General features: G+C 63.5%; 24 protein-coding genes. 11 read left to right on the top strand and 13 right to left on the bottom strand.

Features of this window, described 5'->3' with window-relative positions; all coding sequences use genetic code 11:
• Nucleotides 1-19 precede the first annotated feature (19 nt).
• The 4 genes from FEZ60_RS24370 to FEZ60_RS24355 all read right to left on the bottom strand — a co-directional run bounded on the left by FEZ60_RS24370 (nucleotide 20) and on the right by FEZ60_RS24355 (nucleotide 3,353).
• Nucleotides 20-1,147 carry an NAD(P)/FAD-dependent oxidoreductase gene (locus FEZ60_RS24370; RefSeq protein WP_172937200.1) on the bottom strand — a complete coding sequence of 376 codons (1,128 nt, stop codon included), beginning with the start codon at nucleotides 1,145-1,147 and terminating at the stop codon, nucleotides 20-22.
• A complete protein-coding gene (locus FEZ60_RS24365; RefSeq protein ID WP_172937199.1) occupies nucleotides 1,144-1,338 on the bottom strand; it encodes a ferredoxin in 195 nt (64 codons plus the stop codon). The genes FEZ60_RS24370 and FEZ60_RS24365 overlap by 4 nt, the downstream gene beginning before the upstream one ends.
• The gene (locus FEZ60_RS24360) at nucleotides 1,335-2,510 is read right to left on the bottom strand and encodes a cytochrome P450 (protein WP_172937198.1); all 1,176 of its coding nucleotides are present in this window, start codon (nucleotides 2,508-2,510) and stop codon (nucleotides 1,335-1,337) included. Before FEZ60_RS24360 ends, FEZ60_RS24365 begins: the two co-directional genes overlap by 4 nt.
• A 75-nt stretch (nucleotides 2,511-2,585) precedes the next feature.
• Nucleotides 2,586-3,353, bottom strand: coding sequence for an IclR family transcriptional regulator (locus FEZ60_RS24355; protein ID WP_092805019.1), 768 nt, complete (start codon nucleotides 3,351-3,353; stop codon nucleotides 2,586-2,588).
• Between the two features lie 57 nt (nucleotides 3,354-3,410).
• Here FEZ60_RS24355 and FEZ60_RS24350 point away from each other — a divergent pair, with 57 nt between their 5' ends.
• From FEZ60_RS24350 to FEZ60_RS24335, 4 genes are read left to right on the top strand one after another with little or no spacing between them, the layout of a single operon-like run.
• Nucleotides 3,411-4,547 (top strand): cupin domain-containing protein, encoded by a 1,137-nt coding sequence (locus FEZ60_RS24350; RefSeq protein ID WP_172937197.1) that lies wholly within the window; start codon nucleotides 3,411-3,413, stop codon nucleotides 4,545-4,547.
• Nucleotides 4,544-5,380, top strand: coding sequence for a fumarylacetoacetate hydrolase family protein (locus FEZ60_RS24345; protein ID WP_172937196.1), 837 nt, complete (start codon nucleotides 4,544-4,546; stop codon nucleotides 5,378-5,380). The genes FEZ60_RS24350 and FEZ60_RS24345 overlap by 4 nt, the downstream gene beginning before the upstream one ends.
• Entirely contained in the window at nucleotides 5,377-6,075 is a 699-nt protein-coding gene (locus tag FEZ60_RS24340; RefSeq protein ID WP_172937195.1) for a maleylpyruvate isomerase family mycothiol-dependent enzyme, read from the top strand. The genes FEZ60_RS24345 and FEZ60_RS24340 overlap by 4 nt, the downstream gene beginning before the upstream one ends.
• 11 nt (nucleotides 6,076-6,086) lie before the next feature.
• Nucleotides 6,087-7,340 (top strand): FAD-dependent oxidoreductase, encoded by a 1,254-nt coding sequence (locus FEZ60_RS24335; RefSeq protein WP_172937194.1) that lies wholly within the window; start codon nucleotides 6,087-6,089, stop codon nucleotides 7,338-7,340.
• Between the two features lie 10 nt (nucleotides 7,341-7,350).
• Here FEZ60_RS24335 and FEZ60_RS24330 read toward each other — a convergent pair whose 3' ends face one another.
• Nucleotides 7,351-8,619 (bottom strand): reverse transcriptase family protein, encoded by a 1,269-nt coding sequence (locus FEZ60_RS24330; RefSeq protein ID WP_172937193.1) that lies wholly within the window; start codon nucleotides 8,617-8,619, stop codon nucleotides 7,351-7,353.
• Between the two features lie 327 nt (nucleotides 8,620-8,946).
• On the opposite strand from FEZ60_RS24330, the gene FEZ60_RS24325 reads away from it, so the two are divergent.
• Nucleotides 8,947-9,417, top strand: a complete 471-nt coding sequence (locus FEZ60_RS24325; protein ID WP_033237083.1) for an NfeD family protein — start codon at nucleotides 8,947-8,949, stop codon at nucleotides 9,415-9,417.
• Nucleotides 9,414-10,271 (top strand): slipin family protein, encoded by an 858-nt coding sequence (locus FEZ60_RS24320; protein ID WP_080711885.1) that lies wholly within the window; start codon nucleotides 9,414-9,416, stop codon nucleotides 10,269-10,271. Before FEZ60_RS24325 ends, FEZ60_RS24320 begins: the two co-directional genes overlap by 4 nt.
• Before the next feature lie 11 nt (nucleotides 10,272-10,282).
• Here the strand turns inward: FEZ60_RS24320 and FEZ60_RS24315 are convergent, their stop codons facing one another.
• Nucleotides 10,283-10,960, bottom strand: a complete 678-nt coding sequence (locus tag FEZ60_RS24315) for a pyridoxamine 5'-phosphate oxidase family protein (RefSeq protein ID WP_116104653.1) — start codon at nucleotides 10,958-10,960, stop codon at nucleotides 10,283-10,285.
• A gap of 84 nt (nucleotides 10,961-11,044) precedes the next feature.
• On the opposite strand from FEZ60_RS24315, the gene FEZ60_RS24310 reads away from it, so the two are divergent.
• Together FEZ60_RS24310 and FEZ60_RS24305 are read left to right on the top strand one after the other, a co-directional pair.
• Complete coding sequence (locus FEZ60_RS24310) at nucleotides 11,045-12,439, top strand: PLP-dependent aminotransferase family protein (RefSeq protein ID WP_045065893.1); 1,395 nt, start codon at nucleotides 11,045-11,047, stop codon at nucleotides 12,437-12,439.
• Between the two features lie 41 nt (nucleotides 12,440-12,480).
• A complete protein-coding gene (locus FEZ60_RS24305) occupies nucleotides 12,481-14,601 on the top strand; it encodes an NAD(P)/FAD-dependent oxidoreductase (protein WP_172937192.1) in 2,121 nt (706 codons plus the stop codon).
• Nucleotides 14,602-14,639: 38 nt separating this feature from the next.
• Here the strand turns inward: FEZ60_RS24305 and FEZ60_RS24300 are convergent, their stop codons facing one another.
• The 6 genes from FEZ60_RS24300 to FEZ60_RS24275 form a co-directional block, all read right to left on the bottom strand.
• Entirely contained in the window at nucleotides 14,640-15,653 is a 1,014-nt protein-coding gene (locus tag FEZ60_RS24300) for an isopenicillin N synthase family oxygenase (protein ID WP_172937191.1), read from the bottom strand.
• Between the two features lie 215 nt (nucleotides 15,654-15,868).
• Nucleotides 15,869-16,972: an inositol-3-phosphate synthase gene (locus FEZ60_RS24295; protein ID WP_033237087.1), complete on the bottom strand. Its 1,104-nt coding sequence runs from the start codon at nucleotides 16,970-16,972 to the stop codon at nucleotides 15,869-15,871.
• The gene (locus tag FEZ60_RS24290) at nucleotides 16,965-17,528 is read right to left on the bottom strand and encodes a PadR family transcriptional regulator (RefSeq protein WP_033237088.1); all 564 of its coding nucleotides are present in this window, start codon (nucleotides 17,526-17,528) and stop codon (nucleotides 16,965-16,967) included. The genes FEZ60_RS24295 and FEZ60_RS24290 overlap by 8 nt, the downstream gene beginning before the upstream one ends.
• 114 nt (nucleotides 17,529-17,642) lie before the next feature.
• Nucleotides 17,643-18,413 (bottom strand): DUF1707 domain-containing protein, encoded by a 771-nt coding sequence (locus FEZ60_RS24285; RefSeq protein WP_045065885.1) that lies wholly within the window; start codon nucleotides 18,411-18,413, stop codon nucleotides 17,643-17,645.
• Between the two features lie 9 nt (nucleotides 18,414-18,422).
• Nucleotides 18,423-19,232 (bottom strand): DUF1707 domain-containing protein, encoded by an 810-nt coding sequence (locus FEZ60_RS24280; RefSeq protein ID WP_172937190.1) that lies wholly within the window; start codon nucleotides 19,230-19,232, stop codon nucleotides 18,423-18,425.
• A 20-nt stretch (nucleotides 19,233-19,252) separates the two neighbouring features.
• Entirely contained in the window at nucleotides 19,253-20,092 is an 840-nt protein-coding gene (locus FEZ60_RS24275) for a DUF1707 domain-containing protein (protein ID WP_172937242.1), read from the bottom strand.
• A gap of 128 nt (nucleotides 20,093-20,220) precedes the next feature.
• On the opposite strand from FEZ60_RS24275, the gene FEZ60_RS24270 reads away from it, so the two are divergent.
• The 3 genes from FEZ60_RS24270 (at nucleotide 20,221) to FEZ60_RS24260 (ending at nucleotide 25,017) form a co-directional block, all read left to right on the top strand.
• Nucleotides 20,221-20,661, top strand: coding sequence for a DUF5318 family protein (locus FEZ60_RS24270; RefSeq protein ID WP_072782680.1), 441 nt, complete (start codon nucleotides 20,221-20,223; stop codon nucleotides 20,659-20,661).
• 574 nt (nucleotides 20,662-21,235) lie between these two features.
• Nucleotides 21,236-23,386, top strand: coding sequence for a transglycosylase domain-containing protein (locus FEZ60_RS24265; RefSeq protein WP_033237093.1), 2,151 nt, complete (start codon nucleotides 21,236-21,238; stop codon nucleotides 23,384-23,386).
• A 155-nt stretch (nucleotides 23,387-23,541) separates the two neighbouring features.
• On the top strand, nucleotides 23,542-25,017 hold the full coding sequence (locus FEZ60_RS24260) for a glycosyltransferase 87 family protein (RefSeq protein ID WP_242484806.1): 1,476 nt from the start codon (nucleotides 23,542-23,544) through the stop codon (nucleotides 25,015-25,017).
• Between the two features lies 1 nt (nucleotide 25,018).
• Here the strand turns inward: FEZ60_RS24260 and FEZ60_RS24255 are convergent, their stop codons facing one another.
• A complete protein-coding gene (locus FEZ60_RS24255) occupies nucleotides 25,019-25,255 on the bottom strand; it encodes a LuxR C-terminal-related transcriptional regulator (protein WP_346343403.1) in 237 nt (78 codons plus the stop codon).
• Nucleotides 25,256-25,369 lie beyond the last annotated feature (114 nt).

Here is a 25,369-nt window from a genome sequence, read left to right as displayed (position 1 = left end):
CGAAGTTACGCGGCCTGTGTCATCCGGCGGTCGAGGCCATGCGTCGCAGTCTCGGGATCGCGATGCGGTGGTTGACCGCGACGGCGACACCGCGGCCGTCGTCGTGAGTCCAGCGCATCACCGACGGTCCTTCTGGGCGCTCGCCGACGAGGAACTTGGGTTCGCCCACCACCGGCAGGTGACCGGTGGCCTTGAGGTTCAACCCGAACTGCTCGGTCCAGAAGTACGGATCGAGGTCGAGCTCCGGCGCGTCATCGCCGCTCAAGAGTGCGACGGCGGCAACTTTTGCCTGTTCTATTGCGCTGCTCCACAACGGAATCCGTCGTATTCCTTGACGCGTGGGGATGGCCGCGACGTCCCCGGCTGCCACGATGTTCGGCCGAATCCGTCCTCGTGAATCTGCTTCGAGACGGCCGTCTGCGAGTCCGCTGGTAGCCAACCATTCCGTGTTGGGTATGTCGCCGATCGCAGTGACGATCAGCTCGGCCTCGATCCGCGTTCCGTCTCGCAGGATCACTCCGCGAGGGCCGTCGATGCGAGCGGCCGACCCGTCGACGATGGTCAGTCCCTGCGCCACCGCGGTCGCGGTGAACGCTTCAGACAGGTGTGGACCCAGATGCGAGAGCATCGGCCTGCCGTCGGCCACCACTGTGACCTGGCAACGCGCGGCAATGGCCGCTGATGCGATCTCCATGCCCAGCGGGCCGGCCCCGACGACTACGACGGACGGCTGGGCGGCCAGTCGTTCGCGCAGAACCCAGGCATCGTCGAGCGTGCGCAGCGTCAGCTCCGCACTCTCCACGCCTCCCAGCCGGCGAGCCCGTGAACCGGACGCGATGACCAGTCCGTCGTACGGCAAATTTGTACCGTCGTCGAGGTGCACCCGGCGTGATTCGACGTCGAGACCGACTGCCGCCACCCCGAGCAGCTCGGTGGCCTCGTGCATCGGCGAAGCCAGTTCGGGGGAGCCGCCGTCGACCAGGAGTGCCTTGGAGAGTGCCGGCCGTGAATATGCCGTCCAGGGTTCGTCCCCCACGATGGTCAGGCTGCCGTCGAAACCAGCGGCCCGAAGGCTGTCGCAGGCTGTCTGGCCTGCAATTCCATTGCCGACCACCAGAATTCGTCGACTTGCGTCAGCGCCGTTCATGCCAGTTTGAGCGCGGCGACGGGGCAGACCCGGACAGCTGCGCCGGCGTCGGCGAGCTCGCGGCTTCCCTCGGCGAACTCTTCGAGGTCGAGGACCAGTTCGCCCTCGTCGTCGAGGTGCATCAACGCGGGGGCAACACTTTCGCATAGACCATGGCCTTCGCAACGGGGCCGATCGAGCACGATTCTCATGCGGGGATCACTTTCAGGACGTCGAGTTGATTGATAGAGCGAGTGATGTTGCTGGGCAACAGAATCGGATCGGCAGCCACAATCCGTCGAGCGTGCTTGGCCAGTGCCTTGATGACAGCCTGGCCTTCCAGACGAGCCAGCCCTTGCCCGGCGCAGCCGTGCGAGCCGTAACCGAAGGAGAGATGGTCCACCGGATTCCGTTCGACCGAAAAGGCGTCGGGATTCTCGTAATGCCGTGAGTCGCGATTGCCCGCGCCGAAGAGAATCGCAACCTGGGATCCGGCCGGGACCAGCGTTCCGTCGATCTCTACATCCTTGGTGACAAAGCGCCCCCATGCATGCACCGGCGCCCAGAAGCGGAGCGTCTCGTTGAATGCTGCCGGTGCCAGCTCGGGATTTTGGTGGACTAGATCGAATTGGTCCGGAAATGCCGAGAACAGTGCGACGATGTTGCCGATCGCGGCGATCGTCGTATCGACTCCCGCGCCCAGATACTGGTGGATGATCTTGCCTGCCGTATCGGGCGGGATCGCTCCCCTGGCCTCGGCATCGAATATGCCGCGGCCCACCGACTCCGGTGCCAGATCCTCGGCGCGGACTTGTGCGCACCAGCCGTAGAGCTCTCCGGCAATGGGGAAGTTCTCGGCAGTTCGTTGGTTCATCGGGCCGATAACCTCCATCGCGGCTTGTCCCCAGCGCAGCATGTCGTTGCGCACCGAGCCGGTGAAGCCGATCAGGTCAGCGACGATCTCGAGGGGAAATGCGCGTGCCAGCGCATCGATGGCGTCGAACGATCCCTGGGTAACCAGGTCCGCGACCAGAACATCGGCCTTGGTCTGGATCTGGCCCGCGAGCCCGCGCAACGCCCGTGGGGAGAGGTTCTCCGTCAGTGTCGCCCGTAGTTCGGTGTGAACAGGTGGATCCGACGCCAGCGACGTGCCTTGTAATGCCTCGTTGACCATCGGGTTGAATCCGATGCTGCGGGACGAGAACGTGCCGGGATCAGCCAACGCGTCGCGGATCGCGTCGTAGCGCGTCAGGGCGTAGACGTCATTGGTGGTCAGATGCACCACTGCGCCGAGTTCGCGGAGTTCGGTGTAAATCGGATAGGGATCGGTCAGGACGTCGTCGGCGAACAAGTCGACGGTGGAAGTGGCGGGAGAATTGGGCATACACCCAGTGAAGTGACTGCAGTCACATAAATCCAACTCATATTTTGCATAGAGAAACATGCACCAAATTGATGTTCAGTGAGCCAGGTCCGCCTCGATGCGATCGGCAGCCATGCGCAGGGTCGCTACCAGGGACGGCAGCTGCTGCCGGTCGTAGCGCACGGAGGGGATTGAAACAGACAGTCCGGCAAGGGCTTTGCCGTTGGCATCACGCACCGGTACTCCGACGGCCACGACACCGCGCTCGGAGCGGCCCTGGTTGACCGCAAACCCTTGCTTGTGGATCCGCGCCAGCTCGGTACGTAGTTTCGGCAGGTCCGGCTGGTCGGTCACATCCGCGTCTGACCTGCTCTCGTAGGCCTGGCCCAGTTCGTCGGCGGAGAGTTCGGCGAGCAATAACAACCCGCCGGAAAGGCGGTGTGCCGGAAAGACCATGCCCTCGCGTGATCCGACGCGCAGTACCTGGGCGGACTCCACCGAGACGATGAACCGGGCCTCGACGCCGGTGCGAATGGTCAGATTGGCAGACTCTCCGACCGCCTGGACCAGGAGTTCCATGTGCGGCAGCGCGGCCGATCGAAGCAACGAGGTCGCGGAGCGTGAGTGTTCGGCCAGTTCCAGGACTGGTCCGGCGCCGTACTGACGGCCGGGGTGCTGCACCGCGAAGTCCCGGTAGACCAGCATTTGCAGTAGCCGGTGTGCTGTCGATCTGGCGACCCCGAGTCGCTCTGCCGCTTCCGCGACGGTCAGGTTTCCCTCCAGTTGCAGGATTGTCGCCAATCTCAGTGCATGGTCGACGCTGGCGATCGCATACGCCGGCGGGGTCTTCTGTGGTTTCTCCATAATTCTGTATAGCAGAATCTAGTGTTCTGTCTTGAATAATCCAGTCACTCTTATGTCATGACTTCGACCGACTCCCCCGTCCGGCTCCACGCCGTCGACGCGCCAGGCCAGCCGGATGTGACCCCAGCGCTCGAGGAGCTTTACCGCGGCTTCGAGTCAGAACTGTTGGTGCCGTTGTGGACTGAGATCGGCGATCTCATGCCGGCTCATCCGCGCTCGCGCGCTGTCCCGCACCTGTGGAAATGGGAGAACCTGGTACGCCTTGCGGAGCAAGCCGGCGAGATCGTCCCGGTCGGCCGCGGTGGTGAGCGTCGTGCGATTGCGCTGGCAAACCCGTCGCTGGGTGGCCGACCCTTCGCCACCCCCACCTTGTGGGCGGCGATCCAGTACTTGATGCCGGGCGAAGATGCTCCCGAGCACCGCCACACCCAGCACGCATTCCGATTTGTCGTCGAAGGCTCCGGCGTCTGGACGGTCGTCGGCGGTGACGCCGTCTCGATGAACCGCGGCGATTTCCTGCCGCAGGCGGGCTGGAACTGGCACGCCCACCACAACGCCACCGACAAGCCGATGGCGTGGATCGACGGCCTGGACATCCCGTTCCAGTACCTGACGGAAGCGCAGTTCTTCGAGTTCGGCCGCGACGAGATCAGTGACGCCGAGCGCATCACTCCCGAGCGCTCCCGGTCCGAACGGTTGTGGGGTCACCCCGGACTGCGCCCGCTCAGTGCCACGCAGGTCGCTCCCGGCAGCCCACTGCTCTCGTACAAGTGGGAGTTCACCGACCGCGCACTGCGCGATCAGCTCGCGATCGAAACCGAAGGTTACGGCGGCACAGTCGAACCCGGCCACGCGGCGGTTCGCTACACCAACCCGCACACCGGCGGCGACGTCCTGCCGACGATGCGCACCGAGTTCCACCGCATCGTCCGCGGCGCCGAAACCGCTCCGGTGAAGGAGACCGGTTCGAGCGTCTACCAGGTGTTCGACGGTTCCGGCACGGTGACGGTTGGTGACCGGACCTGGACAGTGACGCGCGGCGACCTGTTCGTCGTTCCGTCCTGGACGCCGTTCTCCGCGAAATCCGAAGCGGGAATGACGGACTCGGATTCCGGCGCACTCGACCTTTTCCGCTTCGGCGACGCCCCCGTCTTCGAAGCACTGCAGCTCAACCGAATGGAGATTTCACGATGAGGCTCACGACAATTCGCACCGGCGCAGCGACGCGCGCAGTCAAGCTCGACGGCGACCGCCTGGTCGACCTCGGTGAGAGCGATCTGGGAATCTTTCTTGCCCATGAGGATTGGAAACGTCGTGCAGAAGCTGTGTCCGCCGACGATGCCACCACGTACCCGCTCGAAGGTGCCGACTTCGCGCCGGTAGTGCCGCAGCCGTCGAAGGTCATTTGCGTCGGTCACAACTACACGAATCACATCAAGGAGATGGGCCGCGAGCTCCCGTCGTATCCGACGCTGTTCCCGAAGTTCGCCGACAGCCTGATCGGCGCGAACGACGATATCGTCCGGCCCGACGAGACCGGGGCCTTCGACTGGGAGGTCGAGCTGGTCATCGTCATCGGCAAGCAGGTGCGCCGCGCCGACGATGCTCAGGCCGAGGCTGCGATTGCCGGTTTCACCGTCATGAACGATGTGTCGGTGCGCGACTGGCAGTTCCGCACGATCGAGTGGACCCAGGGCAAGATCTGGGATTCCACGACTCCGGTCGGTCCGTTCCTCGTGACGCCGGACGAGGTCGGCGGAGTCCGCCCGGCTCTCGAGGTCACGACAACCGTCGACGGTGAGGTCATGCAGCGTGACGACACCGGCACACTGCTTTTCGATCCGATCACGCTCGTGAAGTACATCTCGACCATCACGCGCCTCAACCCGGGCGACATGATCGCAACCGGAACACCCGCAGGCGTGGGTCATGCCCGCGATCCGAAGGTCTACCTGCTCGGCGGCGAGACCGTCGTGACCGCTATCTCGGGCCTCGGTGCGTGCACCAACAAGGTAGTGAAGGAATGACTGACGCCCGGCGCTGGATGGAGCACGGAACGCAGCTGTTCCTGAGCGGCGTCGACGGACTCGACGACGCCGGTGTGGCTGCGCCGTCTGGCCTTCCGGGCTGGAGTCGGCGCCACCTCCTCGCCCACGTCGCCGCCAACGCCGAAGCGCTCGGCAACCTCGTTCATTGGGCCGAAACCGGCGAGGAGACACCGATGTACGCCTCCTCCGACGCCCGCGCCCGTGGGATCGAGGAAGGTTCCCAGTTGCCGGCGGCCACTCTGCTTGCGTGGCCGCGGTCCTCGGCCGAGAAGCTCGACGCTGCTATGGGGTCACTCTCCGATGAGCAGTGGACCCAGCTGATCGTGACGGCCCAGGGTCGGACCGTCCCAGCCACGGAGATCCCGTGGATGCGGGCGCGGGAGGTGTGCGTCCATGCTGTTGATCTCGGTACGGGCGTCACCTTCGCCGATCTTCCGTCCGATTTCCTTGTGGCACTTGGCAATGACATCGTGGGCAAGCGCGGCGCGGTGCCCGGCGTGGCGCTTCGGATCGAAGCCACCGACGCTTCGGTGGCCTGGGACCTCCCCGGCGCGGATGCACCGGTTGGCATCGCCGGTCCGCTTGCCGACCTGGTCGCCTATCTGAGCGGCCGCCCTCACGATCTGTCGACCACTGACGGATCTCCCGTGCCGGTACTGCCGGCGTGGCTGTGAACGGAGCAATCATGAACACACCTGACGTCATTGTTGTCGGTGGCGGCATCGGCGGCCTCAGCGCTGCATTTGCCCTGACGCGCCAGGGTCTTACCGTGCGAGTGCTCGAGCGGTCCGCCGAGTTCGGTGAGGTCGGCGCCGGCCTGCAGCTCGCACCGAACTGCACCCGCATCTTGAACGAGTACGGCCTACTGGACGAGGCCAAAAGCCTTGGGGTTGTGCCCACGTCGATGGTGATGCGTGATGCCGTTGACGCGTCGGAGCTGACGAAGCTGGACCTGACCGATCTCGAACGCCGGTACGGGTTTCCGTACCTGGTCATCCACCGCAGCGACTTGCACGGACTGTTCCTGCGTGCGTGCGAGCGTGCCGGAGTCGAACTTGTCACCGACGCCAAGGCCGTTGCCTACGAAAACGCCGATACCGGTGCGCAGGTGCGTCTTTCGAGTGGTGAAGTGCACGAGGCCGGTGTGGTCATCGCGGCTGACGGTCTGCACTCGGTTGCACGCAAACTGTTGATCGACGACGAACCTGTGTCGTCCGCCTACGTCGCTTACCGTGGCACGGTGCCGGTGGCGGATTTGGCCGACCGCCCCGTCGATCTGTCGGAGGTCGTGGTCTACGTCGGGCCGGGGCATCACTTTGTGCACTACGGTCTGCGCGGCGGCGAGATGCTCAACCAGGTTGCCGTCTTCGAGTCACCCAAAGCAATTGCAGGTGAGGAGGACTGGGGCACACCTGACGAACTCGACGCGGCATTCGCTGATTCTTGTTCGGAGGTGCGCGAGGGTATCCCGTTCATGTGGCGTGACAAGTGGTGGCGGATGTACGACCGAGACCCGATCATGACGTGGGTTTCGGGCCGGATCGCTTTGCTCGGCGATGCGGCACACCCGCCGTTGCAGTACATGGCACAGGGCGCGATCATGGCGATCGAAGACGGCTGGGTGCTCGCCGAACATGTTGCCCGTCTGCGGAGTGCCGACGGCGTGATCGACTGGGACGCAGCCCTCGCGGCCTATGAGGCCGTTCGCCCTGAGCACTGCCGCCGGGTACTGACGACGGCACGCGTCTGGGGCGAGTTGTGGCACCTCGACGGAGAGGAACGGCAGCAGCGAAATCTGTTGCTGCGAGCCCGCGGCACACAGGACTACACCTATACCGACTGGATTTACGGGCCGACCGCCCTGGTGCCCGAGGACGAGCCGCCGCTGTATCCGATTGTCCCTCTGGCCTCGGCCGCCGAGTTGGTCGCGAATCGCTGAAACTCATGGGTCAGTCCGACTCGAGAATCTCGGCGCCCCAATCGACACGGTCGGCCAACCGCAATAACGTGCGTCGGCGCGTAGGGCTGGTTTCGCCGATGTGCGCGATCCGGCCGTAGATGTGAGCGCGAAAGTTCGCGACTCCCTCTCGATTCTGTTCCTGGGCAGAGGTATTGGCGGCGTTGTGGAGCAGGGCGCGCAATCGGTCGTATTCGTCACGCGGATACGACGGTTGGTTGTTGATGACCAGGCCGGTGAGGTGCTGGCGTCGGTGCGGACGCATCACTTTTGTCTTCCGTGGATGGACGGCGAACCCTTCGTCTCCGGCGATCTGTTCGACCGTCCACAGGAGGGTGCCGATGTCAGTCACTTCGATTCCGGAAAATGCGAGGTCGTCGGCGTAGCGGGTGTAGGTGAGCCAGTTCGTCTTCGCCAGCCCACTCAACCGGATATCGAGCCCCCGCGCTACAAGATTCGCGAGCGCAGGCGACGTCGGCGCACCCTGAGGCAGGTGCGCCGTTCGCAACTGTGACGCCTGTGCGTATGGCACTCCGCGCAGGGTATCGGCAGGCGTTGCAACAGTGCACAATCCGGTGAGAACTTCCGCGACGGCGGGCGGGTAGCCGAGGGCGGTGAAGATCGCGTGAACACGGTCGCCGGTGATGGACGGGAAGAACTGAGCGAGGTCCACACCGATCACGATTTCCGACAGTGCGTGCGGCGCTGCAAATGTCAAGGGACTTCGACCACGGACAAATCCGTGTGCCGCCTCGTGTGCTGGTACTTGATCGAGTATGCGGCGCAGGATCTTCCGCTGAATTTCGCGCAGCCTTGGTTTGGGTATCTCGAGTAGTCGAGCGCCGGCCTTCTTGCTGATCTGCATGGGCCGGTAGTGGCGCAGCGGGAGAGGTTTCGTGCGTAGCCATTCACCTCGATCGGCGAACCACTCGAGTTCCGAGATTGTGAGATCGAGGGAGCGGGCCAGGTCGGCACTGGTGTTGTAGCGGGGAACGTCGAACCGCCACACCGAAGATTCATTGGTGTCCAGTGAGAGAGGAACAGGCCGCAGGCGAGGTAGTTCGCGAAGCAATCGGTACAGAGTCTGCGGTTCGAACGGTGGGGCGGGCATGAGATCGAGGACTCGGACCGCCAGGAGTGTCGGGGAAACACCGAAGACGGTTGCGAATGCCTCTTCGAGGCCGCCGACGGTCCACGGTGCGTCGTCGGCTGCGTCTGCCAGCCGACGCGCCAATTCGGCGTCGAGTTCGAAGTCACTCATGATGTATATCCGGGATGCGGCGGCGCGGGGTGACCAAATCCTTTGTCCGGGGCGGCGGGGAGCACGCGGAGCGTGCCGAATGCCGTCGGACGCAGTATCCAATTCTTCTGGCCGACCCAGGGGTTACCCCTGAGACTGGTCGCGTGGACCAACTCTCACCCACGCGCCGCCGCATCCCTTCACAATGGCAGACCGTCCGGTATCTGTCACGTGGATCACTTCAGGTTGTGGCAGATCCGGACAAACGTGATTACCGTTGATGTCGAGGGCCCGATCGCACGATGGCTACGCGACGCGACCGAGTCCTCGTGAGCGTGGAGACGAGTGATGACGACATTGGGTATCGCGGCCCTGCTGTTGGGTGTCTTGTTGATGGTGGTCGAGGCACATGCCCCGACTGCGGGGGTGCTCGGCGGTCTTGGTGCGCTCCTGATCGGGGCGGGTGTCTGGTTGCTCTTCACCTCCGGCGATGCGGGCCAGGTGATTGCAATTCCGGTGACGGCAGGGGTTGCAGTGGTCGGCCTGGGTGTTACCGCGGTGGCGAGCCGGAAAGTTCTGACCGCCCGGCATGCGCCCGTGCGCACCGGAGTGGAATCGCTGATCGGATCCGATGCGACGGTTCGCAGTTGGGACGGCTCGCGCGGACAGGTCGAGGCTGCGGGTGGATTGTGGAACGCCCGAATGGATTTCGGGTTCAGTGACGATTCTGTTCCGAAGGCCGGCGATCCTGTCGTAGTGGAGCAGGTCCGGGGTCTGACCCTGACAGTGCGCCGTCGTGAACCGTGGGAGTTGCTATGACCACCATTCTCATTTCCCTGTGCATCGTTGTTCTGCTTCTCGTGACGCTGGTCGGCATGTCGATTCGGGTCTTGCGAGAGTACGAGCGTGCAGTGGTGTTCCGGCTCGGACGGTTGATCGCGTTGAAGGGGCCGGGTCTGGTAATCCTCATTCCGGCAATTGATCGGATGGAGCGGGTCGGCCTACGGACCGTGACACTGAAAATTCCGGTGCAGGAAGTCATTACGCGCGACAACGTGCCGGCAAAAGTCACAGCCGTCACCTATTTCCGAGTGGTCGATGCCGATCGCGCAATCGTCGAGGTCGAAGATTTCCTGGCAGCTACGTCGCAGATTGCGCAGACAACTCTGCGGTCGATCCTCGGCAAGGCCGACCTCGACGCCTTGCTCTCCGAACGTGAACGTCTCAACGAAGACCTGCAGAAAGTGATCGATCAACAGACGGAACCGTGGGGAGTCAAGGTCACCACGGTGGAGATCAAGGACGTCGAGATTCCAGCCAATATGCAGCGCGCCATCGCCCGTCAAGCGGAGGCCGAACGAGAACGGCGAGCCAAGATCATCAACGCGCAAGCCGAATTCCAGGCGTCGGCTACGCTCGCCGACGCAGCCGACGTGATCAGCCGCAACCCGACCACCCTGCAATTGCGTTACCTGCAGACGTTGCACGCTATTGGCGCCGAGAACAATTCGACCGTCGTATTCCCGCTGCCCCTCGACCTGGTTCGTCCGTTCCTGGGGAACCGGGGCGAGGACAAGCAGGACGAGTCCGGATCGGCCACGCCGGTGACTTCCGAGCCGCGACCTAATGGTCTGGATATTCGCCCGCCGTTGTCGCCGCCGATCCCGCGGTAGCGTTGCTTCGGCTACATCATTGCCGAGACATGTTCCGGCAGCGTGATATCCGCATCGAGGTCTTCGGCTCGGATGGGTTCACCGAACTGTACGGATGCCGGAATGACACCCGCCCAGACCTTTTCGACACCGATATCTGATTCGTCGTCGCCGGGGCCGCCGGTGCGTGCCTTCACCGACGCCTCGAACAGGGGCAGTGCAAGCACCACTGTTGCCGCCAGTTCCTTGCGTGTTGACGCCCGCAGGTGTCCGGAACGGTCGGGAACTACTTGATCGACAATCAAATTCAGTGCACTGAGCCGTTCGTCCGGGTCCGTGACGATCCGGGGTCGACCGAGAATCACGGCGCTGCGGTAGTTCATCGAATGGTGAAAACCGGAGCGCGCCAGAACAAGTCCGTCGAGCACGGTGACGGTTACGCAGATCTCGCTGTCGGGTGCGAGGCTACGTGACGCTACCGAACCGTGCAGGTAGAGGGTACCGTCTTGATCCGGGCCCTCGGGATCAAATCCGTATGCGGTCGGCAGCACGAGGGGCACACCGTCGGTGGACACGCCCAAGTGGCACAGCTTGGCGGAGCGCAGGACGTCGAAGAGCGCTGCTCGATCGGTGACACCGTGATGACGCGCGCGCTTATGGGTTGTACGTGCTGTTGGGGACAGTGGGGCGAGTGCGACGGTGTGTGTCATGTGAGCAATACTCCTAGCCAAGTGGCTTTGCGTCATGGTCCAATTTGTGGGCACTTTGGTAGGCCACTTAGGGAAAGGGAAACGATGCTTCTGCCCTCGGCGGTAGCGGTGGTGCTCGACCGGACCGATCGGCGACCTTTGCCGATCCAGGTTGCCGATCACCTGCGAGCAGACATTCGCGGTGGATCGGCTGTTGTGGGATTGCGGCTGCCGAGTTCGCGGAAACTGGCTGCTGAGCTCGGTGTTGCCCGCGCCGTGGTGGAACGAGCCTACGAGCAACTGATTGCCGAGGGCTGGCTCGTAGCGGTGCGCGGCTCGGGAACCTTTGTGGCCGAAGCTCCTTCATCCGTTGTGCTGTCTACTCCCAAGCCTACAAAGGTAGTCGCTCCCGCACCGCCGCAGGTTCAATTGCGCCCCGGAGTGCCGTGGACTCCGCCGCGGGCGAGTGCGGCCTGGCGTCGGGCCTGGCGAGATGTCGGTTCCATGCCACCACCTTTCGGAGATCCTGACCCGGCGGGCGACGTCGAATTGCGCTCTGCGCTGTCGCAACTGTTGGGCCGGGCTCGCGGCATGGCCGTCGAACCCGAGCGCATCGTCATTACCTCCGGGGCTACACACGGCCTCGGACTGGCGTTGTCAGCGCTGCGCTCCCCCAACGCTGTACTGGCAATGGAAGATCCGGGCTATCGAAGCGCGTCGACGGCGGCGCTTGCCACCGGATGGTCACTGCTCGACGTGCCGGTAGATGCACACGGACTTTGCGTCGACGAGCTGGAATCGGCGCCCCGGAATGTTCGTGGTGTGTACGTGACCCCGTCACATCAGTATCCGACCGGTGGACTTTTGCCGGTGAGTCGGCGAAATCAGTTGATCGACTTTGCGCGGGCTCGGGACGTCCTCCTCTTCGAGGACGACTACGACTCCGAATTCCGTTACGACGTAGCGCCTTTGCCAGCGCTGGCGCAACTCGCGCCGGATCGGGTGGTGTATCTGGGTACGGTCGCCAAGACGCTCGGCGCCGGAATTCGGCTGGGTTGGTTGGTTGCGCCGGAAGAGCTTGCCCGTCGAATTGCGGCGCATCGGGTTCGCATCGGGGATTTCCCGTCTCTTCCGCTGCAACGGGCTCTGCTTTCACTCCTGCGGGACGGTGAATGGGACAGAACGGTACGGGCTGCGCGTCGGCGATATCGGGAGCGCGATCGGTTGGTACACGCTGCGCTGTCCCGCTTCGGGGAACTGCGCGGGCTGGGAGCCGGCATGCACACGACGCTGGTGTTGGATGCGGATCTGGCCGAGACCGTCGCACGTCATGCGCTCGAATACGGAGTGGAGGTACCGACTCTGACGGAGTCTGCGCGCAGTCACAAAAACCCGGGCGGACTCGTGATCGGATACGGCAGAGTGGACGCACGCGACCTGGAATATGCACTCGAGGTGATCGCTAACTGTCTCGCAGATCACGGCGTTGAATCCCGTTGATCGGGAACGGCGCCCCGAGGTGCGGCTCTCGGTTCTAGCGTTTGCTCGTGATCCGCAACCAGACCTTCCCGCACTTGCTCGCACCCGGGACCATCGGTCCCATCACCGTGCCCAACCGCGTTGTTCTGCCCGCCATGGACATGAACCTCTGCGAAGACGGTGAAATCGAGACGGGCGACATCGACCATTTCGTGGCGCGTGCGGCCGGTGGAACCGGGCTGATCATCACCGGCTGCTGCGCTGTTGCGTATCCGTTGGGCTGCACCAGCCGCAAGGAACCGGGGCTCTCGGAAGACCGGTTCATCCCCGGACTCAAGGCATTGGCCGACGCGGTGCACGACGCCGGCAGCAAGCTGTGTGTGCAGATGACGCACCACGGCAAGGTCGCGCGAATCGACACCCTCGACGGCCGACCGCAGCTGGTGCCGTCCATGCCGAAGCCGCCGGGTGACATGAGTGCGATGGCCGATTGCACACCCGAAGAACTGGGCAAGATGGCTGCCATCAACGAGGGCAAGAGGGCGACCTACCACGAGGCCGACCAGGAAGATCTTGATTGGCTGGTCCGCATGTTCGCCGAGGCTGCCGGACGGGTGAAGGCGGCGGGCGGCGACGCAGTCGAGATTCACTGCGCCCACAACTACGTCCTCGGAGCGTTCCTGAGTCGGTACACGAATCAGCGCAGCGACGAGTACGGCGGTTCGATGGAGAATCGGGCTCGCCTGGCCTGTGAAGTTATTCGCGCAGTCAAGGCGGAGGTCGGCGGTTCGCTTGCCGTCATCGTGCGTCTGGCCGGTCAAGAGTACGGCGAATCCGACGGGCTAACCGTCGACGAGGCTGTTGCTGCCGCCAAGATGTTCGAAGAGGCCGGCGCTGACGCCATCCACGTCACCGGTACCGCACTGAATGCTTTTGCCAACTTCACAGACGGCCCCCTGCCAGACAAGGTCGGCTATTACACCGACAATGCAACGCGAATCAAGCAGGCGATATCGATCCCCGTGATCACCGTCGGACGTATGCTCCCCGAGGTCGGCGAGAAGATGATCGCGGAAGGACGCACGGACTTCGCCGCAATGGGCCGTCAGCTCCTGGCAGACCCACAGTTGGTGAACAAACTCAAAGACGGGACACCCGAGCGGGTTCGGCCTTGCATCAATTGCTACGTCTGCGTGCAGGAGAACTTCTGGGACGAGACCCCGCTGTGCGCTGTCAACCCGGCGCTCGGCAACGAGGCGCTCGTACCTTTCGTCAAGTCGACGACACCCAAGCACGTCGTGATTGTCGGTGCCGGACCAGGTGGCCTCGAGACGGCACGAGTCGCCAGTGAACGCGGACATCGAGTTACTTTGGTAGACAAGGCAGATCGGCTCGGCGGCACGCTTTGGTTCTCGAGCCTCACGACGCCGGACAACGGTCGTCTGCTGGATTGGCTCAAGGTGGAAACCTCGCGCCTGGGCGTCGATATCCGGCTGAACACCGAGGCCACGGTCGCTTCGATCAAGGCTCTGGGCGCCGACGTGGTTGTGGTGGCCACCGGCGCTGTTCGTGACCGTCCGTCCGTTCCCGGCGGCGACCTGCCGCACGTGCACACCGGTGATACGTTGCGCGCCTTGATGACCGGTGCCGGCGACACGTCGCAGGTTCCGCCGTTCCTGCGGACGATGGCGAAGCTGGGCAAGCTCTCCGGAATCACCAAGAGTCCCGCCGCGATTCGTGCGGTGACCCGCAAGTTCCTGCCTATGGGCAAGGACGTCGTGGTCATCGGTGGTTCGCTTGTCGGACTTGAACTTGCGGAGTTCCTGGCCGAGCGCGGTCGCAACGTGACGCTGATCGAAGAAGGCCAGCAGTTGGGCATTCCGATGGCGATGCCGCGCCGCTGGACCGCTGTGCGCCACGCCAAGCATGTCGGTGTGAACATTCACCGCAATTCGACGGTGCAGCGAATCACCAAGGAACACGTCGAATTCCGTTCCGGTGACAAGACACTGACAGCTCCGGCCGACATGGTTGTCGTCGCCTCGGGTGTGTCGGCTCAGGCGCCGCTGGCCGACGCATTGGCAGGTGTGGTGGCCGACGTACGTGTTGTCGGTGACGCCTCCGAGGTCGACTACATCGAGGGTGCCATGCACACCGCGTGGAAAGCTGCGATGGATATCTGAGCCCTCTGCTGTGCGCCTTTATTAACCGCGGGCGGTTACTAAAGGCGCACAGCAACAATGTCCGGCCACCACCGCGCCGCAACATCGGGATGTGCGCGCAGCCGACTCTTGAGCGCATTGGCGCCATAGGAATCGTGGATCGGGTTGTTCGCATCGACGGTGACGCCGGTAGCGTGCTTCGCCAATTCCGGTGGGAGATCGAACTCCGGGACCTGGGTGGCGTAGTTCGGATTGAAGAAGAACGGCACGGAGATTCGCTCGCCCGCGCCTTCCGGTGAAATAACCCGGTGCACAGTGGCTTTCAGATATCCGCCCGTTGCGACCTCGAGTAGTTCGCCGATGTTGACCACCAGCGCGCCTTCGAGTGGCGGTGCGTCGATCCAGTCGCCGTCGTGCTCCACCTGCAGGCCGGCTTTGCCGGGTTCGACGTACAGCAGGGTCAGTACGCCGGCGTCCTTGTGGCCGCCGACTCCCTGAGTTCCCGCGTTCTTCGGTCGGCCCGGATAGCGCACCACTTTGATCAGGATCGACGGATCCTTCGCAAACGCGGCATCGAAAATGTGCGGATCCTGTCCCAGGGCGACAGCCCACTCCCGGAGCAGTCGCAATGCGACGCCGGTAAGTTCGTCATTCCATTCGGTGACGACTTCCCGTAATTCGGGAAGGGCGTCTGGCCATTGATTGGGCCCCTGCAGGATCTCCCAGTCCGGCGACGTGGCTGTGCGCGCTGCAGCAGGTTGCTCGGCACCGATGTCGATCTGCTCACGCCAGTCCTGCTTACCTTCGGTGAGTTCACCGCCCAGGCGTGTGTATCCACGAAAGTGCGGGCTGCGCAGATTCTCGATCGCCAGTTTCTCCGCCAAGGGGAGAGCAAAGAACTCGCGCGCGACGGTGAGGAGGCGTCGTTGCAAAGCGTCGGGAATTCCATGGCCGACGAGGTAGAAAAAGCCCATGTCGTGGGTCGCGTCGCGGAGCTGAGTCCGGAACTGCTCGGCAGTCTCGGGATTCTCCGCCAGTGCGAGGTCGAGAACAGGCAGGGACGCAATCGACATGGGGTCCTCGATTCGTGTGATGGTCCTTACCGTCCATCATTCCACGCAGCCCGGCACCTGGCCCCGCGCGGCGATTCCGCATCCGCAGGCGTGATCAGCCGCGCGGCTGCGGAAACGCCCTGCGGGATACAGAAATCGGGGCCCTGCGCCAGTGGCGCAAGACCCCGAATCCGTGTGAGCTGAAAAGACCTACGCCTCATCGGCCCGGTGTAGACCTACGCCTCATCGGCTCCGATGATGAACGCTTCGAGCTCGGTGCGAGCCTTGTCGTCGGCCATCTGTACCGGCGGGGACTTCATCAGGTAAGCGGATGCCGGGTAAACCGGTCCGCCGATGCCGCGATCCTTGGCGATCTTGGCTGCGCGGACGGCGTCGATGATGATGCCTGCGGAGTTGGGCGAATCCCAGACCTCGAGCTTGTACTCCAGGTTGAGGGGAGCGTCACCGAAAGCACGGCCTTCGAGGCGCACGTATGCCCACTTGCGGTCGTCGAGCCACTCCACGTAGTCCGAGGGGCCGATGTGGACGTTGCGGTCGTGGACCTTGCCGGCGAGGGAGCCGGTGAGGTTCGACGTGACGGCCTGAGTCTTGGAGACCTTCTTGGACTCCAGGCGATCGCGCTCGAGCATGTTCTTGAAGTCCATGTTGCCGCCGACGTTGAGCTGGTACGTGCGGTCGAGCACGACGCCACGGTCTTCGAACAGCTTCGCCATCACGCGGTGGGTGATGGTGGCGCCGACCTGGCTCTTGATGTCGTCACCGACGATCGGGACGCCGGCGTCCTTGAACTTGGCAGCCCACTCCGGGTCGGAGGCGATGAACACGGGAAGCGCGTTGACGAACGCGACGCCTGCGTCGATGCAGCACTGTGCGTAGAACTTGTCAGCAGCTTCGGAGCCGACGGGCAGGTAGGACACGAGGACGTCGACCTTGGCGTCCTTGAGTGCCTGGACTACGTCGACGGGCTCGGCGTCGGACAGTTCGATGGTCTCGGCGTAGTACTTGCCGATGCCGTCGAGTGTCGGGCCGCGCTGGACGGGGATGTCGAGCGGCGGGACGTCAGCGATCTTCATGGTGTTGTTCTCGCTGGCGAGGATTGCCTCGGAGAGGTCGAAGCCGACCTTCTTGGCGTCCACGTCGAAAGCAGCGACGAACTGCACGTCGCGGACGTGGTACTTACCGAACTTGACGTGCATGAGGCCGGGAACGGTGCCGGTCTCGTCTGCATCCTTGTAGTAGTGGACGCCCTGAACCAGGGACGAGGCACAGTTACCCACGCCCACAATTGCTACGCGCACCGCGGTGCTGTTCTCACCCATGGTCGGGCTCTCCTTCTTTCTTGGATGTTCCTGGTATCGATTGCTCGGCTGCGATCAATTCGTTGAGCCAACGCACTTCGCGTTCACTCGACTCGAGTCCGAGCTGGTGGAGCTGGCGGGTATATCGGTCCAGCGATCCGCTGGCCCGGCCGACGGCGTCGCGAAGGCCTTCGCGGCGCTCCTCGACTTGGCGTCGTCTGCCTTCCAGGATCCGCATCCGCGCTTCTGCGGGGGTGCGGCTGAAGAAGGCGAGGTGAACGCCGAAGCCGTCGTCGGTGTAGTTCTGCGGTCCCGTGTCGGCAACCAATTCTGTGAACCTTTGCCGGCCTTCCGGGGTGAGCTGGTAGACGCGACGGGCCCGACGCTTGAGTGGGCCGGTGGTGTTGTCGATGTCTTCCGAGATCAAGCCGTCGGCCTGCATGCGCCGTAGTGCCGGGTACAGCGATCCGTACGAGAACGCACGAAATGCGCCGAGCAGACCGGTGAGCCGCTTACGCAGCTCGTATCCGTGCATCGGTGACTCGAGGAGTAGCCCGAGAATTGCGAGTTCGAGCAACTGACACCTCCCGAGTCTGTGGATCTAACCGCTTGATGCGATAACCAACTATATCGCGCCGATATATAAAACCATACTGCGGCCCGATACGTGTACCAAGGTGTCACGGCTAGATCAGGGGGTGAACGGGTTGATCGACATGATTTCCCCATCGAGGGCAGCGGTCAGGGACCCGCTTTCGTCGAGGTCGTTGCGGACGTGAATCTCGATGGTCGGCACAGTTTCGGTGCCGTCGACAGAGACGTACCGAGTGGACGGATTTTGCACCGACGTCGTGGTTCCGGCGCCGTCGAGCAGGGCGATCACGATGCGAGGATCGAGCTGTGTGACGTCGATCTGTGCCACGTCGGGTTCGCGCGATCCTCCCGAAGTCGTGTCCTCGAGGTCGCCTCGGTAGTAGCTGTCGAGGGCCTTGCGAGGTGCGGCAGGATCGGCGCGCGTTACGCGTGCGTAAGTGGGATAGATGGTCATCTCGTCGACCAGTCCGCTGCCGTACTCCGTTTCGATGGCACGGAACATCGCACCCAGGCCGTCGACGGTGTGCAACTGTGGCTCGGGGCTCGAGAAGATCGTGGCGTCGGACGCGGCGTATTTGATTCCGAAACCGATAGCCGAGACCAGTGACAGAGCGATGATCGCAAGGGCGATCCAACGCGTGTCGAGCGAAGGTTCTTTCCGGAGAACAGGCAGAGACGCTTCGGTCTGCAGATCGGACGTCAAATCTTCGAGATCGCCGAGAGTCACTGCAACCGCGGCGAGTTCGGTCAGTTCATCGTGTTCGGTCGCGGTGAGTTGCCCGTCGGCGAAGGCGGAGTCCAGCACTGCGCAAGTGGCCTCGCGATCGGCATTGCGAGCACGGGTGGTCCTGGTCAGATCGTTCGGCATGTCCGGGGCCTATCGAGGAGTGAAGGGAGCCAAGCGGATCGGGCGGCCATCCGGGGTCAACTCCATCGAGCCGCTCGCGCCGAGGTCGTTGCTGGCGTAGATGGAAATGCGTGGATCCTGGCTCGACGAACTCATGCTGATGTGTGTGATCTCGGCGTCGGGGACGTTGAGATTTGTCGACGCTCCCGCCAGATACCCGGCGAGTTTGTCGATGTCGACGGTAGCGAGGTCGAATGTTGTGGTGCTGGCCAATCGGGAGGTGGACCCCTCGCTGGTCGTGAAACCGCCTCGAAAGTCGATGTCCTCCTCCAAATTCGGCGAGATGGCGGCTGCGCGAGTGACGCTTGCATGGTCGTCGAAGAAGTTCGCAGAATCGATCACCGTCGTGCCGAACTTGTTGTTGTACCGGGTTATGAACTCCCGTATTCCGCTTGCGGTGACCGTGTTCAGCGTCGAACTCACGATGGGGGCAAGTGGTTCGGCCCCCTGGGCTGCAACCGGCAACGGCGCCGGGGACGAATCGTCGGCGGACAAGGTGAGGAAGCCGACCATGGCCGCGAGGACAACCGACGCGGCCGCGACGTACCAGATCTTGTCGATACGACGAACTTTCGCGACGGCGTTCCGCAGCGTCGCTTTCTGCAGATCGTGGACCAATAGGTCGAGCTGTCCGAGCGTGGTCGCGGTCATGGCCGACGCCGTTCGGGTCGCGTGCTCGTCGACCGTGATCTGGCCGTCGGACAGGGCGGCATCGAACACAGCGCAGGTATCGGAACGATCGACGTCACGCGCTCGCGTACGCGAAGAGTTAGTAGTCATGCCCCGCTCACCCACCCACCCTAGTTCTCGTACGGGTACGAACGAGAGATCTCGCCCCACGGCGTGACCTCGATGCGACCTTTGTGGCCAAGTCCGTTCTCGCCGTAGATCCTGATCTTCGGTACGCCGTAGTTCACGTCCACGATCAAGTGCGTGATCGCGGCGTCCGGCACATTGATGTAGCCGCCGATGTTCACCATGTACGGCGCGAGCTTGTCGATCTGGATGGAACCGAGGTCGAAGGTCGGCTGGCCCGTTCGCCGCGGAATGGATGTCACATCTCGCTCGAAGCCGTCGCGAAAACTGATGGGCTCGGTGAGAGCTGGAGCGTCGGGGACCGCCCGGCTCACCAGAGAGTGGTCGCCGTGGAAGCTGGCGTCATCGATGAACATGTCGCCGAACTCGTCGCGATACCTCTCGATAAATGCGCCGATACCCTCTGGAGTCAACGTGTCGATGTGTGCGATCAGGATCGGTTCGACGGTCGGCTCCGGCACCAGAGTGGTGGTCGGAAACGGTGGCGCGAGCGAAGTGCTGCTGGCATAACTGGCGGTGATGTGTTCCGAAGGCGTCAACGGTGAGCGACTCCAGGCCACAGCGGCGACGGCGCCGACGACGATCAGAGCAGCGCCACCGATGTACACAGCCTTGCGTGTCACCGACGTCCGAGGTGCCGTTGTGGTATCGATCTTCGGCACCTGCAGATCGTTGACCAGGCGCGCGAGCTCGAGCAGGGTCTTCGCGGACCTCGCCTTCTCGGTCCGGTCGAAGTAGTCCTCCGCGCTCAACTGCCCTTCGGCGTACGCGGCGTCCAACACATTGCACGTTTCGACGCGATCGAGATCACGAGCACGCGTCATCGGGGAACGGGATGACTTCACAGGAAGTGATCGTAATGGCTGGTCGCCATGCCTCCGGACCACAAAATGTGTTCATCGTGACCCTCCCGAACCGTCCGTGACCGGTTGGACGCACGTACTCTGGTCAAGTGCGGATACAGCGGCAAGTTGTGGACTACGCGCTCGCGCGTCGGTCTGTGCTGGCCGAAGTGTCTGCGGGTAGGACTGGCGTCAAGCAGGTATGCGACGCCGATCCCTACCTACTCAGAGCCGCGAAGTTCCACGGCCGGGGCAGTGACGTTCTCTGCCCCATCTGCCGTAAGGAACAGTTGACGCTCGTGTCCTGGGTGTTCGGCGAGAAGCTCGGCCAGGTTTCGGGATCAGCCCGAACGACGGACGAGCTCGCTCGGCTTGCGGAGACAGCAGAGGAGTTCACGGTGCACGACGTAGAAGTGTGCCGTTCCTGCAGCTGGAACCACTTGGTGCAGTCCTATGTGCTCGGCGCAGTGCCTGCGCCGCCGCGACCGCGGAGAGCACGTCCACCGAGCAGACGAACGCAGTCTGCGAGCCGGCGCACCGCCAGCGAGTAACGCCACACCCGAAAAAGGGCCCGATCGAAGTCCCATGTGATCGGTCCATGACCACTGGAGATTTGATTTCGTGAGTTCCCCCGACAACACCCCCGGCGACCGTCCCTCGGGACCAGGTGGTCCGAGCGGTCCGCCGCAGGGGCGCCCCCCGCAAGGCCGTCCGCCTCAAGGTCCGCAGCAGGGCCGCCCGATGGGCCCGCCGCCGCAAGGACGCCCGCCTCAGCAGGGACGCCCGATGGGCCCGCCGCAGCAGGGTCGCCCGATGGGCCCGCCCCCGCAGGGCCGACCGATGGGCCCACCCCCGCAAGGGCCCCAGCAAGGACGCCCGCCGCAGGGCCGCCCGATGGGCCCGCCGCCGCAAGGTCCGCAGCAGGGCCGTCCGCAGCAAGGCGCACCCCAGAATCGACCGGCACCGGGCGCCGAACCCACACAGCGCGTCGCAGCCGCTGCGGCACTGCCTCGCACTGATGCCGGTTCCCGTCCGCCCGCTGGACCCCCGCCGACGAAGCCGCCGACAGGCGGTCCCGGTGGTGGCGACGGCAATGGTGGAGAGCCCCCGAAGGGACAGAAAGCAGTGAAGAAGAAGTCGAAGTGGCGCACAGTTCGCCGCTCGGCGTACGTGTTGGTGGCGCTCGGCCTGGTGCTGCCGGTGCTGGCCTTCATGGCGGCGTACATCGTGCAGGACGTACCGAAACCCGGCGACCTCCCGACCAATCAGGTTGCGACGATTTACGCGTCGGACGGAAGTTCGGTGCTCAGTACCGTTGTTCCGCCGGAAGAAGGCAACCGTCGCGAGGTGGCGCTCGATCAGATTCCGGTGCACGTGCGTAACGCAGTGCTTGCTGCCGAGGACCGGGATTTCTACACGAACCCCGGATTCTCGATTTCCGGTTTTGCACGCGCGGCCCGTGACAATGTCCTCGGCCGAGACAGTGCGGGTGGTGGATCGACGATCACGCAGCAGTACGTGAAGACGGCGGTTGTCGGTTCGGAGCGTTCGCTGACGCGAAAGATGAAGGAACTTGTCATCTCGTCGAAGATGGCAAACGAGTGGTCCAAGGACGACATTCTTGCCGCGTACCTGAACACCATTTACTTCGGTCGTGGTGCGTACGGCATCGAAGCCGCGTCGAACGCGTATTTCGGTAAGCCTGTCGACCAGCTGACCGTCGAGGAAGGCGCCGTCCTGGCGTCGTCGATCCAGCTGCCGTCGCTTCTCGATCCGGAGACCAATCCGACTGGCGCGGAATCGCGTTGGAACTATGTGCTCGACGGCATGGTGTCTGCGGGGACGCTGGATCAAGCCGCCCGTGCGCCCATGAAGTACCCAGGTTTCATTCCACTTTCCCAGGTGGAGAACGGAAGTCAGGGTACAACGGGGCCCGAGGGCCTGATCAAGAACCAGGTACTCCGCGAGATCGCGGATGCCGGGATCACTGAGCAGTCGCTCAATACCGAAGGCCTGCAGATCACTACGACTATCGATCCGCAGGCTCAGGCCGCGGCGATGGACGCCGTGCGCACCAATATGGAGGGTGAGAACGAGGAGCTTCGGACCGCCGTTGTTTCCGTCGATCCACGTACCGGAGGCGTCCGCGCGTACTACGGCGGCGACGACGGAATCGGCTTCGACTACGCAAATGCCGGCTTGCAGACCGGTTCGTCGTTCAAGGTGTTCGGTCTGGCGGCAGCGCTCGACCAGGGAATTCCGCTCTCACAGATGTACGACAGCTCGCCGCTGACGATCAACGGCATCTCGATCGGCAACGTCGAAGGTGAAAGCTGTGGAACCTGCACCATCGCAGAGGCTCTCAAGCGTTCGCTGAACACCAGCTTCTACCGTCAGATGCTCAGCCTCGACGGCAACGGACCGCAGGAAATTGCGGACATCGCGCACAAGGCAGGTATCCCGGAGAACATTCCGGGTATCGGCGAGTCGCTGACCGAGCCCGACGGTTCCGGCCCGAACAACGGAATCGTGTTGGGTCAGTACCAGTCTCGGGTACTGGATATGGCGTCGGCGTATGCAACTCTCGCGGCGTCAGGCACGTTCCACGCTCCGCACTTCGTGGAGAAGGTTGTTGCCGCAGACGGAACGGTTCTCCTGGACCGTGGTACGCCGACCGGTGAGCAGCGGATCGATCCGGCTGTCGCGGACAACGTGACTGCCGCGATGCAGCCCATCGCGGCGTACTCACGTGGGCACAACCTGGCCGGTGGACGTCTGTCCGCATCGAAGACGGGTACCGCTCAGCTCGGTGACACCGGTCAGAACAAGGACGCCTGGATGGTCGGCTACACGCCGTCGCTGTCGACTGCTGTGTGGGTCGGTACCGCGGACGGCCAGGCGATCACCAACTCGAACGGCGGATTGATCTACGGTTCCGGGCTACCTTCCGATATCTGGAAGGACACGATGGACGGTGCGTTGGACGGTACGGACAACGAGACCTTCCCCAAGCCGGGCAAGATCAACGGCCAGGCCGGTGGTGTTCCCGAGTACACGGCTCCCGCTGCTCCGAAGACGTCGGCGCCGCCGACAACCACGGCAGAGCCCAGTACGACTACGGCGCCGCCGGTTGTCGTGACCACGACGGACGTGGAGATCCTGCCGGGCATCACGATTCCGATTCCGGGAATCTCGAGGCCGACCACGGAAACCGAGGAACCGGGCGCCGTCACCACGACGGAAGAGGCTCCGGCGGGTGTCAGTCCCGGCCGCTAAGGCGGTAGCCTCGCGGAGTGGCCGCCAATGTAGATGATGCCGATGCGACTTCTGTGACAGACGATGCGGAGTCGCAGGCGATCGAGTCCCCTGCGCCGTTGGCGGAGGACACGCGGTCGGCAGATTGGCGTGACGTTCCCAGTCGTAACGATGTAATGGTGTCTGCGTTGTCAGGCACGGTAGGTGGTCCGGTCGGTCGGCATGCGCTGATCGGCCGGACCCGTTTTTTCACCCCGATGCGGGTCATCTTGCTGTTGGCCGTCGTGTTCCTGGCGTTGGGGTGGTCGACCAAGGCTGCGTGTATTCAACAGGCGCCGTTCGGTGAGCAGGGGCAGCTGGGTCTGGACTGGGGAGGCTCCCGCCAGTACGTCGCCTTGTGTTACTCGGACACAGTTCCTCTGTACGGTGCGGAGCGCCTCGATCAGGGTGCGTTCCCGTACAAGAAGTCGTGGGAGGAAACCCGATCCGACGGTTCCGTGCAGACGCGGTACATGGAGTATCCGGTTCTCTCGGGGCTCTATCAGTACGGCTCCATGAAGGTCGCAAAGGCGTGGGATTCGATCACGTGGCTGCCGGGCGCAATTCAAGTTGCCCTGTACTTCAACGTCGTTGCGTTCGGCTTGGCGTTGGCGTGGTTGGTGACAGTGTGGGCGACGACGCTCTTAGCCGGCAGGCGGGTGTGGGACGGCGCGTTGGTCGCGTGTTCACCGCTCGTGATCGTGCACGTGTTCACCAACTTCGATCCGTTGGCGACGGCATTTGCCATGGGCGGTTTGTTGGCATGGGCGCGTAAGCGACCGGTCCTCGCGGGCATTTTGTTGGGGCTGGGCGGCGCCGCGAAGTTGTATCCGCTGTTGTTGCTCGGCCCGCTGCTGGTTCTGTGCCTGCGGGCGGGCAAGACGCGTGAGTGGCTGGTGACGGCGCTCAGCGCGGCCGCGGCGTGGCTGGCGGTGAATCTTCCGATCGCAGCGCTCTACCCGCACGGTTGGTACGAGTTCTTCCGGCTCAACTCCGAGCGCGGCGCCGATCCGGACTCGATCTACAACGTGATCGCGTCGTTCACGTCGTGGACGGGCCTCGACGGTCCCCTGGCGCAGGGTGAATCGCCGTCGAATCTCAATGCCGTGTCGTTCATTCTCTTTGCTGTGGTCTGCGTGGGAATCGGTTACGTCGCTTTGACGGCGCAGCGACGCCCCCGCGTCGCGCAACTGTGTTTCCTCCTTGTCGCGGGATTCCTACTGACCAACAAGGTGTGGAGTCCGCAGTATTCGCTGTGGCTGGTGCCGCTCGCGGTTCTTGCGCTGCCGCATCGCAGACTGCTTCTTGCCTGGATGACCATCGACGCGTTGGTGTGGGTTCCGCGGATGATGTACTACCTCGGGGTCTCGAACAAGGGTCTGCCCGAGCAGTGGTTCACGGGAACTGTTGTGCTGCGCGATATTGCGGTTCTGGTGCTGTGTGCGGTCATTCTTCGCCAGATCTACCGCCCCGACGAAGACCTCGTGCGGTACGGGTTCATCGACGACCCGGCCGGTGGTGTTCTCGATCAGGCACCGGACAAGCAGCCGTCGTGGTTCCCGGGGTGGCTGCGTCCGAAACCGGTGCGAGAGCCGGAGTTTTCGTCCGTCTGAATCACCATTCGTCGAGAGTGGTGTGACCGTCCTGGATGGCGCGCGCGAACAGTGCCGCTTTGGTCGGCGCGGGTCGCCCGACGTTGATGTACTTGGTCCTGATCCGGGAGATGTGCGTGTTGACAGTGCCGACGCCCACTCTCAGTTCGAGCGCAACTTCCTGTTTGGAATCTGCCCGAAGCCAGGTAAGCAGGACTTCGATTTCGCGGGCGCTCAAGCGCGGTGCACGGGAGTTCACGCGGCGTCCCCTGACGAGAACCATGCATGTTGGGGCCATTCGCGTCGACTGGACAAGCTCCATGACAAAGACACCTTTCGGCTGAGGTTCCAAGGGAGGAAGTGCCCGCATCGG

This window comes from Rhodococcus sp. MS16 (assembly GCF_013277795.1).
In the GTDB taxonomy this organism is placed as follows: domain Bacteria; phylum Actinomycetota; class Actinomycetes; order Mycobacteriales; family Mycobacteriaceae; genus Rhodococcus_F; species Rhodococcus_F globerula.
The sequence above is the reverse complement of the archived record's forward strand: the minus strand, read 5'-3'. Positions and strand labels throughout refer to the sequence as shown.

Excerpts from the sequence above, each read along its gene's own strand:
- FEZ60_RS24370 (WP_172937200.1), bottom strand. The coding sequence starts at position 1,147 with ATGAACGGCGCTGACGCAAGTCGACGAATTCTGGTGGTCGGCAATGGA.
- FEZ60_RS24365 (WP_172937199.1), bottom strand. The coding sequence starts at position 1,338 with ATGAGAATCGTGCTCGATCGGCCCCGTTGCGAAGGCCATGGTCTATGC.
- FEZ60_RS24360 (WP_172937198.1), bottom strand. The coding sequence starts at position 2,510 with ATGCCCAATTCTCCCGCCACTTCCACCGTCGACTTGTTCGCCGACGAC.
- FEZ60_RS24355 (WP_092805019.1), bottom strand. The coding sequence starts at position 3,353 with ATGGAGAAACCACAGAAGACCCCGCCGGCGTATGCGATCGCCAGCGTC.
- FEZ60_RS24350 (WP_172937197.1), top strand. The coding sequence starts at position 3,411 with ATGACTTCGACCGACTCCCCCGTCCGGCTCCACGCCGTCGACGCGCCA.
- FEZ60_RS24345 (WP_172937196.1), top strand. The coding sequence starts at position 4,544 with ATGAGGCTCACGACAATTCGCACCGGCGCAGCGACGCGCGCAGTCAAG.
- FEZ60_RS24340 (WP_172937195.1), top strand. The coding sequence starts at position 5,377 with ATGACTGACGCCCGGCGCTGGATGGAGCACGGAACGCAGCTGTTCCTG.
- FEZ60_RS24335 (WP_172937194.1), top strand. The coding sequence starts at position 6,087 with ATGAACACACCTGACGTCATTGTTGTCGGTGGCGGCATCGGCGGCCTC.
- FEZ60_RS24330 (WP_172937193.1), bottom strand. The coding sequence starts at position 8,619 with ATGAGTGACTTCGAACTCGACGCCGAATTGGCGCGTCGGCTGGCAGAC.
- FEZ60_RS24325 (WP_033237083.1), top strand. The coding sequence starts at position 8,947 with ATGACGACATTGGGTATCGCGGCCCTGCTGTTGGGTGTCTTGTTGATG.
- FEZ60_RS24320 (WP_080711885.1), top strand. The coding sequence starts at position 9,414 with ATGACCACCATTCTCATTTCCCTGTGCATCGTTGTTCTGCTTCTCGTG.
- FEZ60_RS24315 (WP_116104653.1), bottom strand. The coding sequence starts at position 10,960 with ATGACACACACCGTCGCACTCGCCCCACTGTCCCCAACAGCACGTACA.
- FEZ60_RS24310 (WP_045065893.1), top strand. The coding sequence starts at position 11,045 with ATGCTTCTGCCCTCGGCGGTAGCGGTGGTGCTCGACCGGACCGATCGG.
- FEZ60_RS24300 (WP_172937191.1), bottom strand. The coding sequence starts at position 15,653 with ATGTCGATTGCGTCCCTGCCTGTTCTCGACCTCGCACTGGCGGAGAAT.
- FEZ60_RS24295 (WP_033237087.1), bottom strand. The coding sequence starts at position 16,972 with ATGGGTGAGAACAGCACCGCGGTGCGCGTAGCAATTGTGGGCGTGGGT.
- FEZ60_RS24285 (WP_045065885.1), bottom strand. The coding sequence starts at position 18,413 with ATGCCGAACGATCTGACCAGGACCACCCGTGCTCGCAATGCCGATCGC.
- FEZ60_RS24280 (WP_172937190.1), bottom strand. The coding sequence starts at position 19,232 with ATGACTACTAACTCTTCGCGTACGCGAGCGCGTGACGTCGATCGTTCC.
- FEZ60_RS24275 (WP_172937242.1), bottom strand. The coding sequence starts at position 20,092 with ATGACGCGTGCTCGTGATCTCGATCGCGTCGAAACGTGCAATGTGTTG.
- FEZ60_RS24260 (WP_242484806.1), top strand. The coding sequence starts at position 23,542 with ATGGTGTCTGCGTTGTCAGGCACGGTAGGTGGTCCGGTCGGTCGGCAT.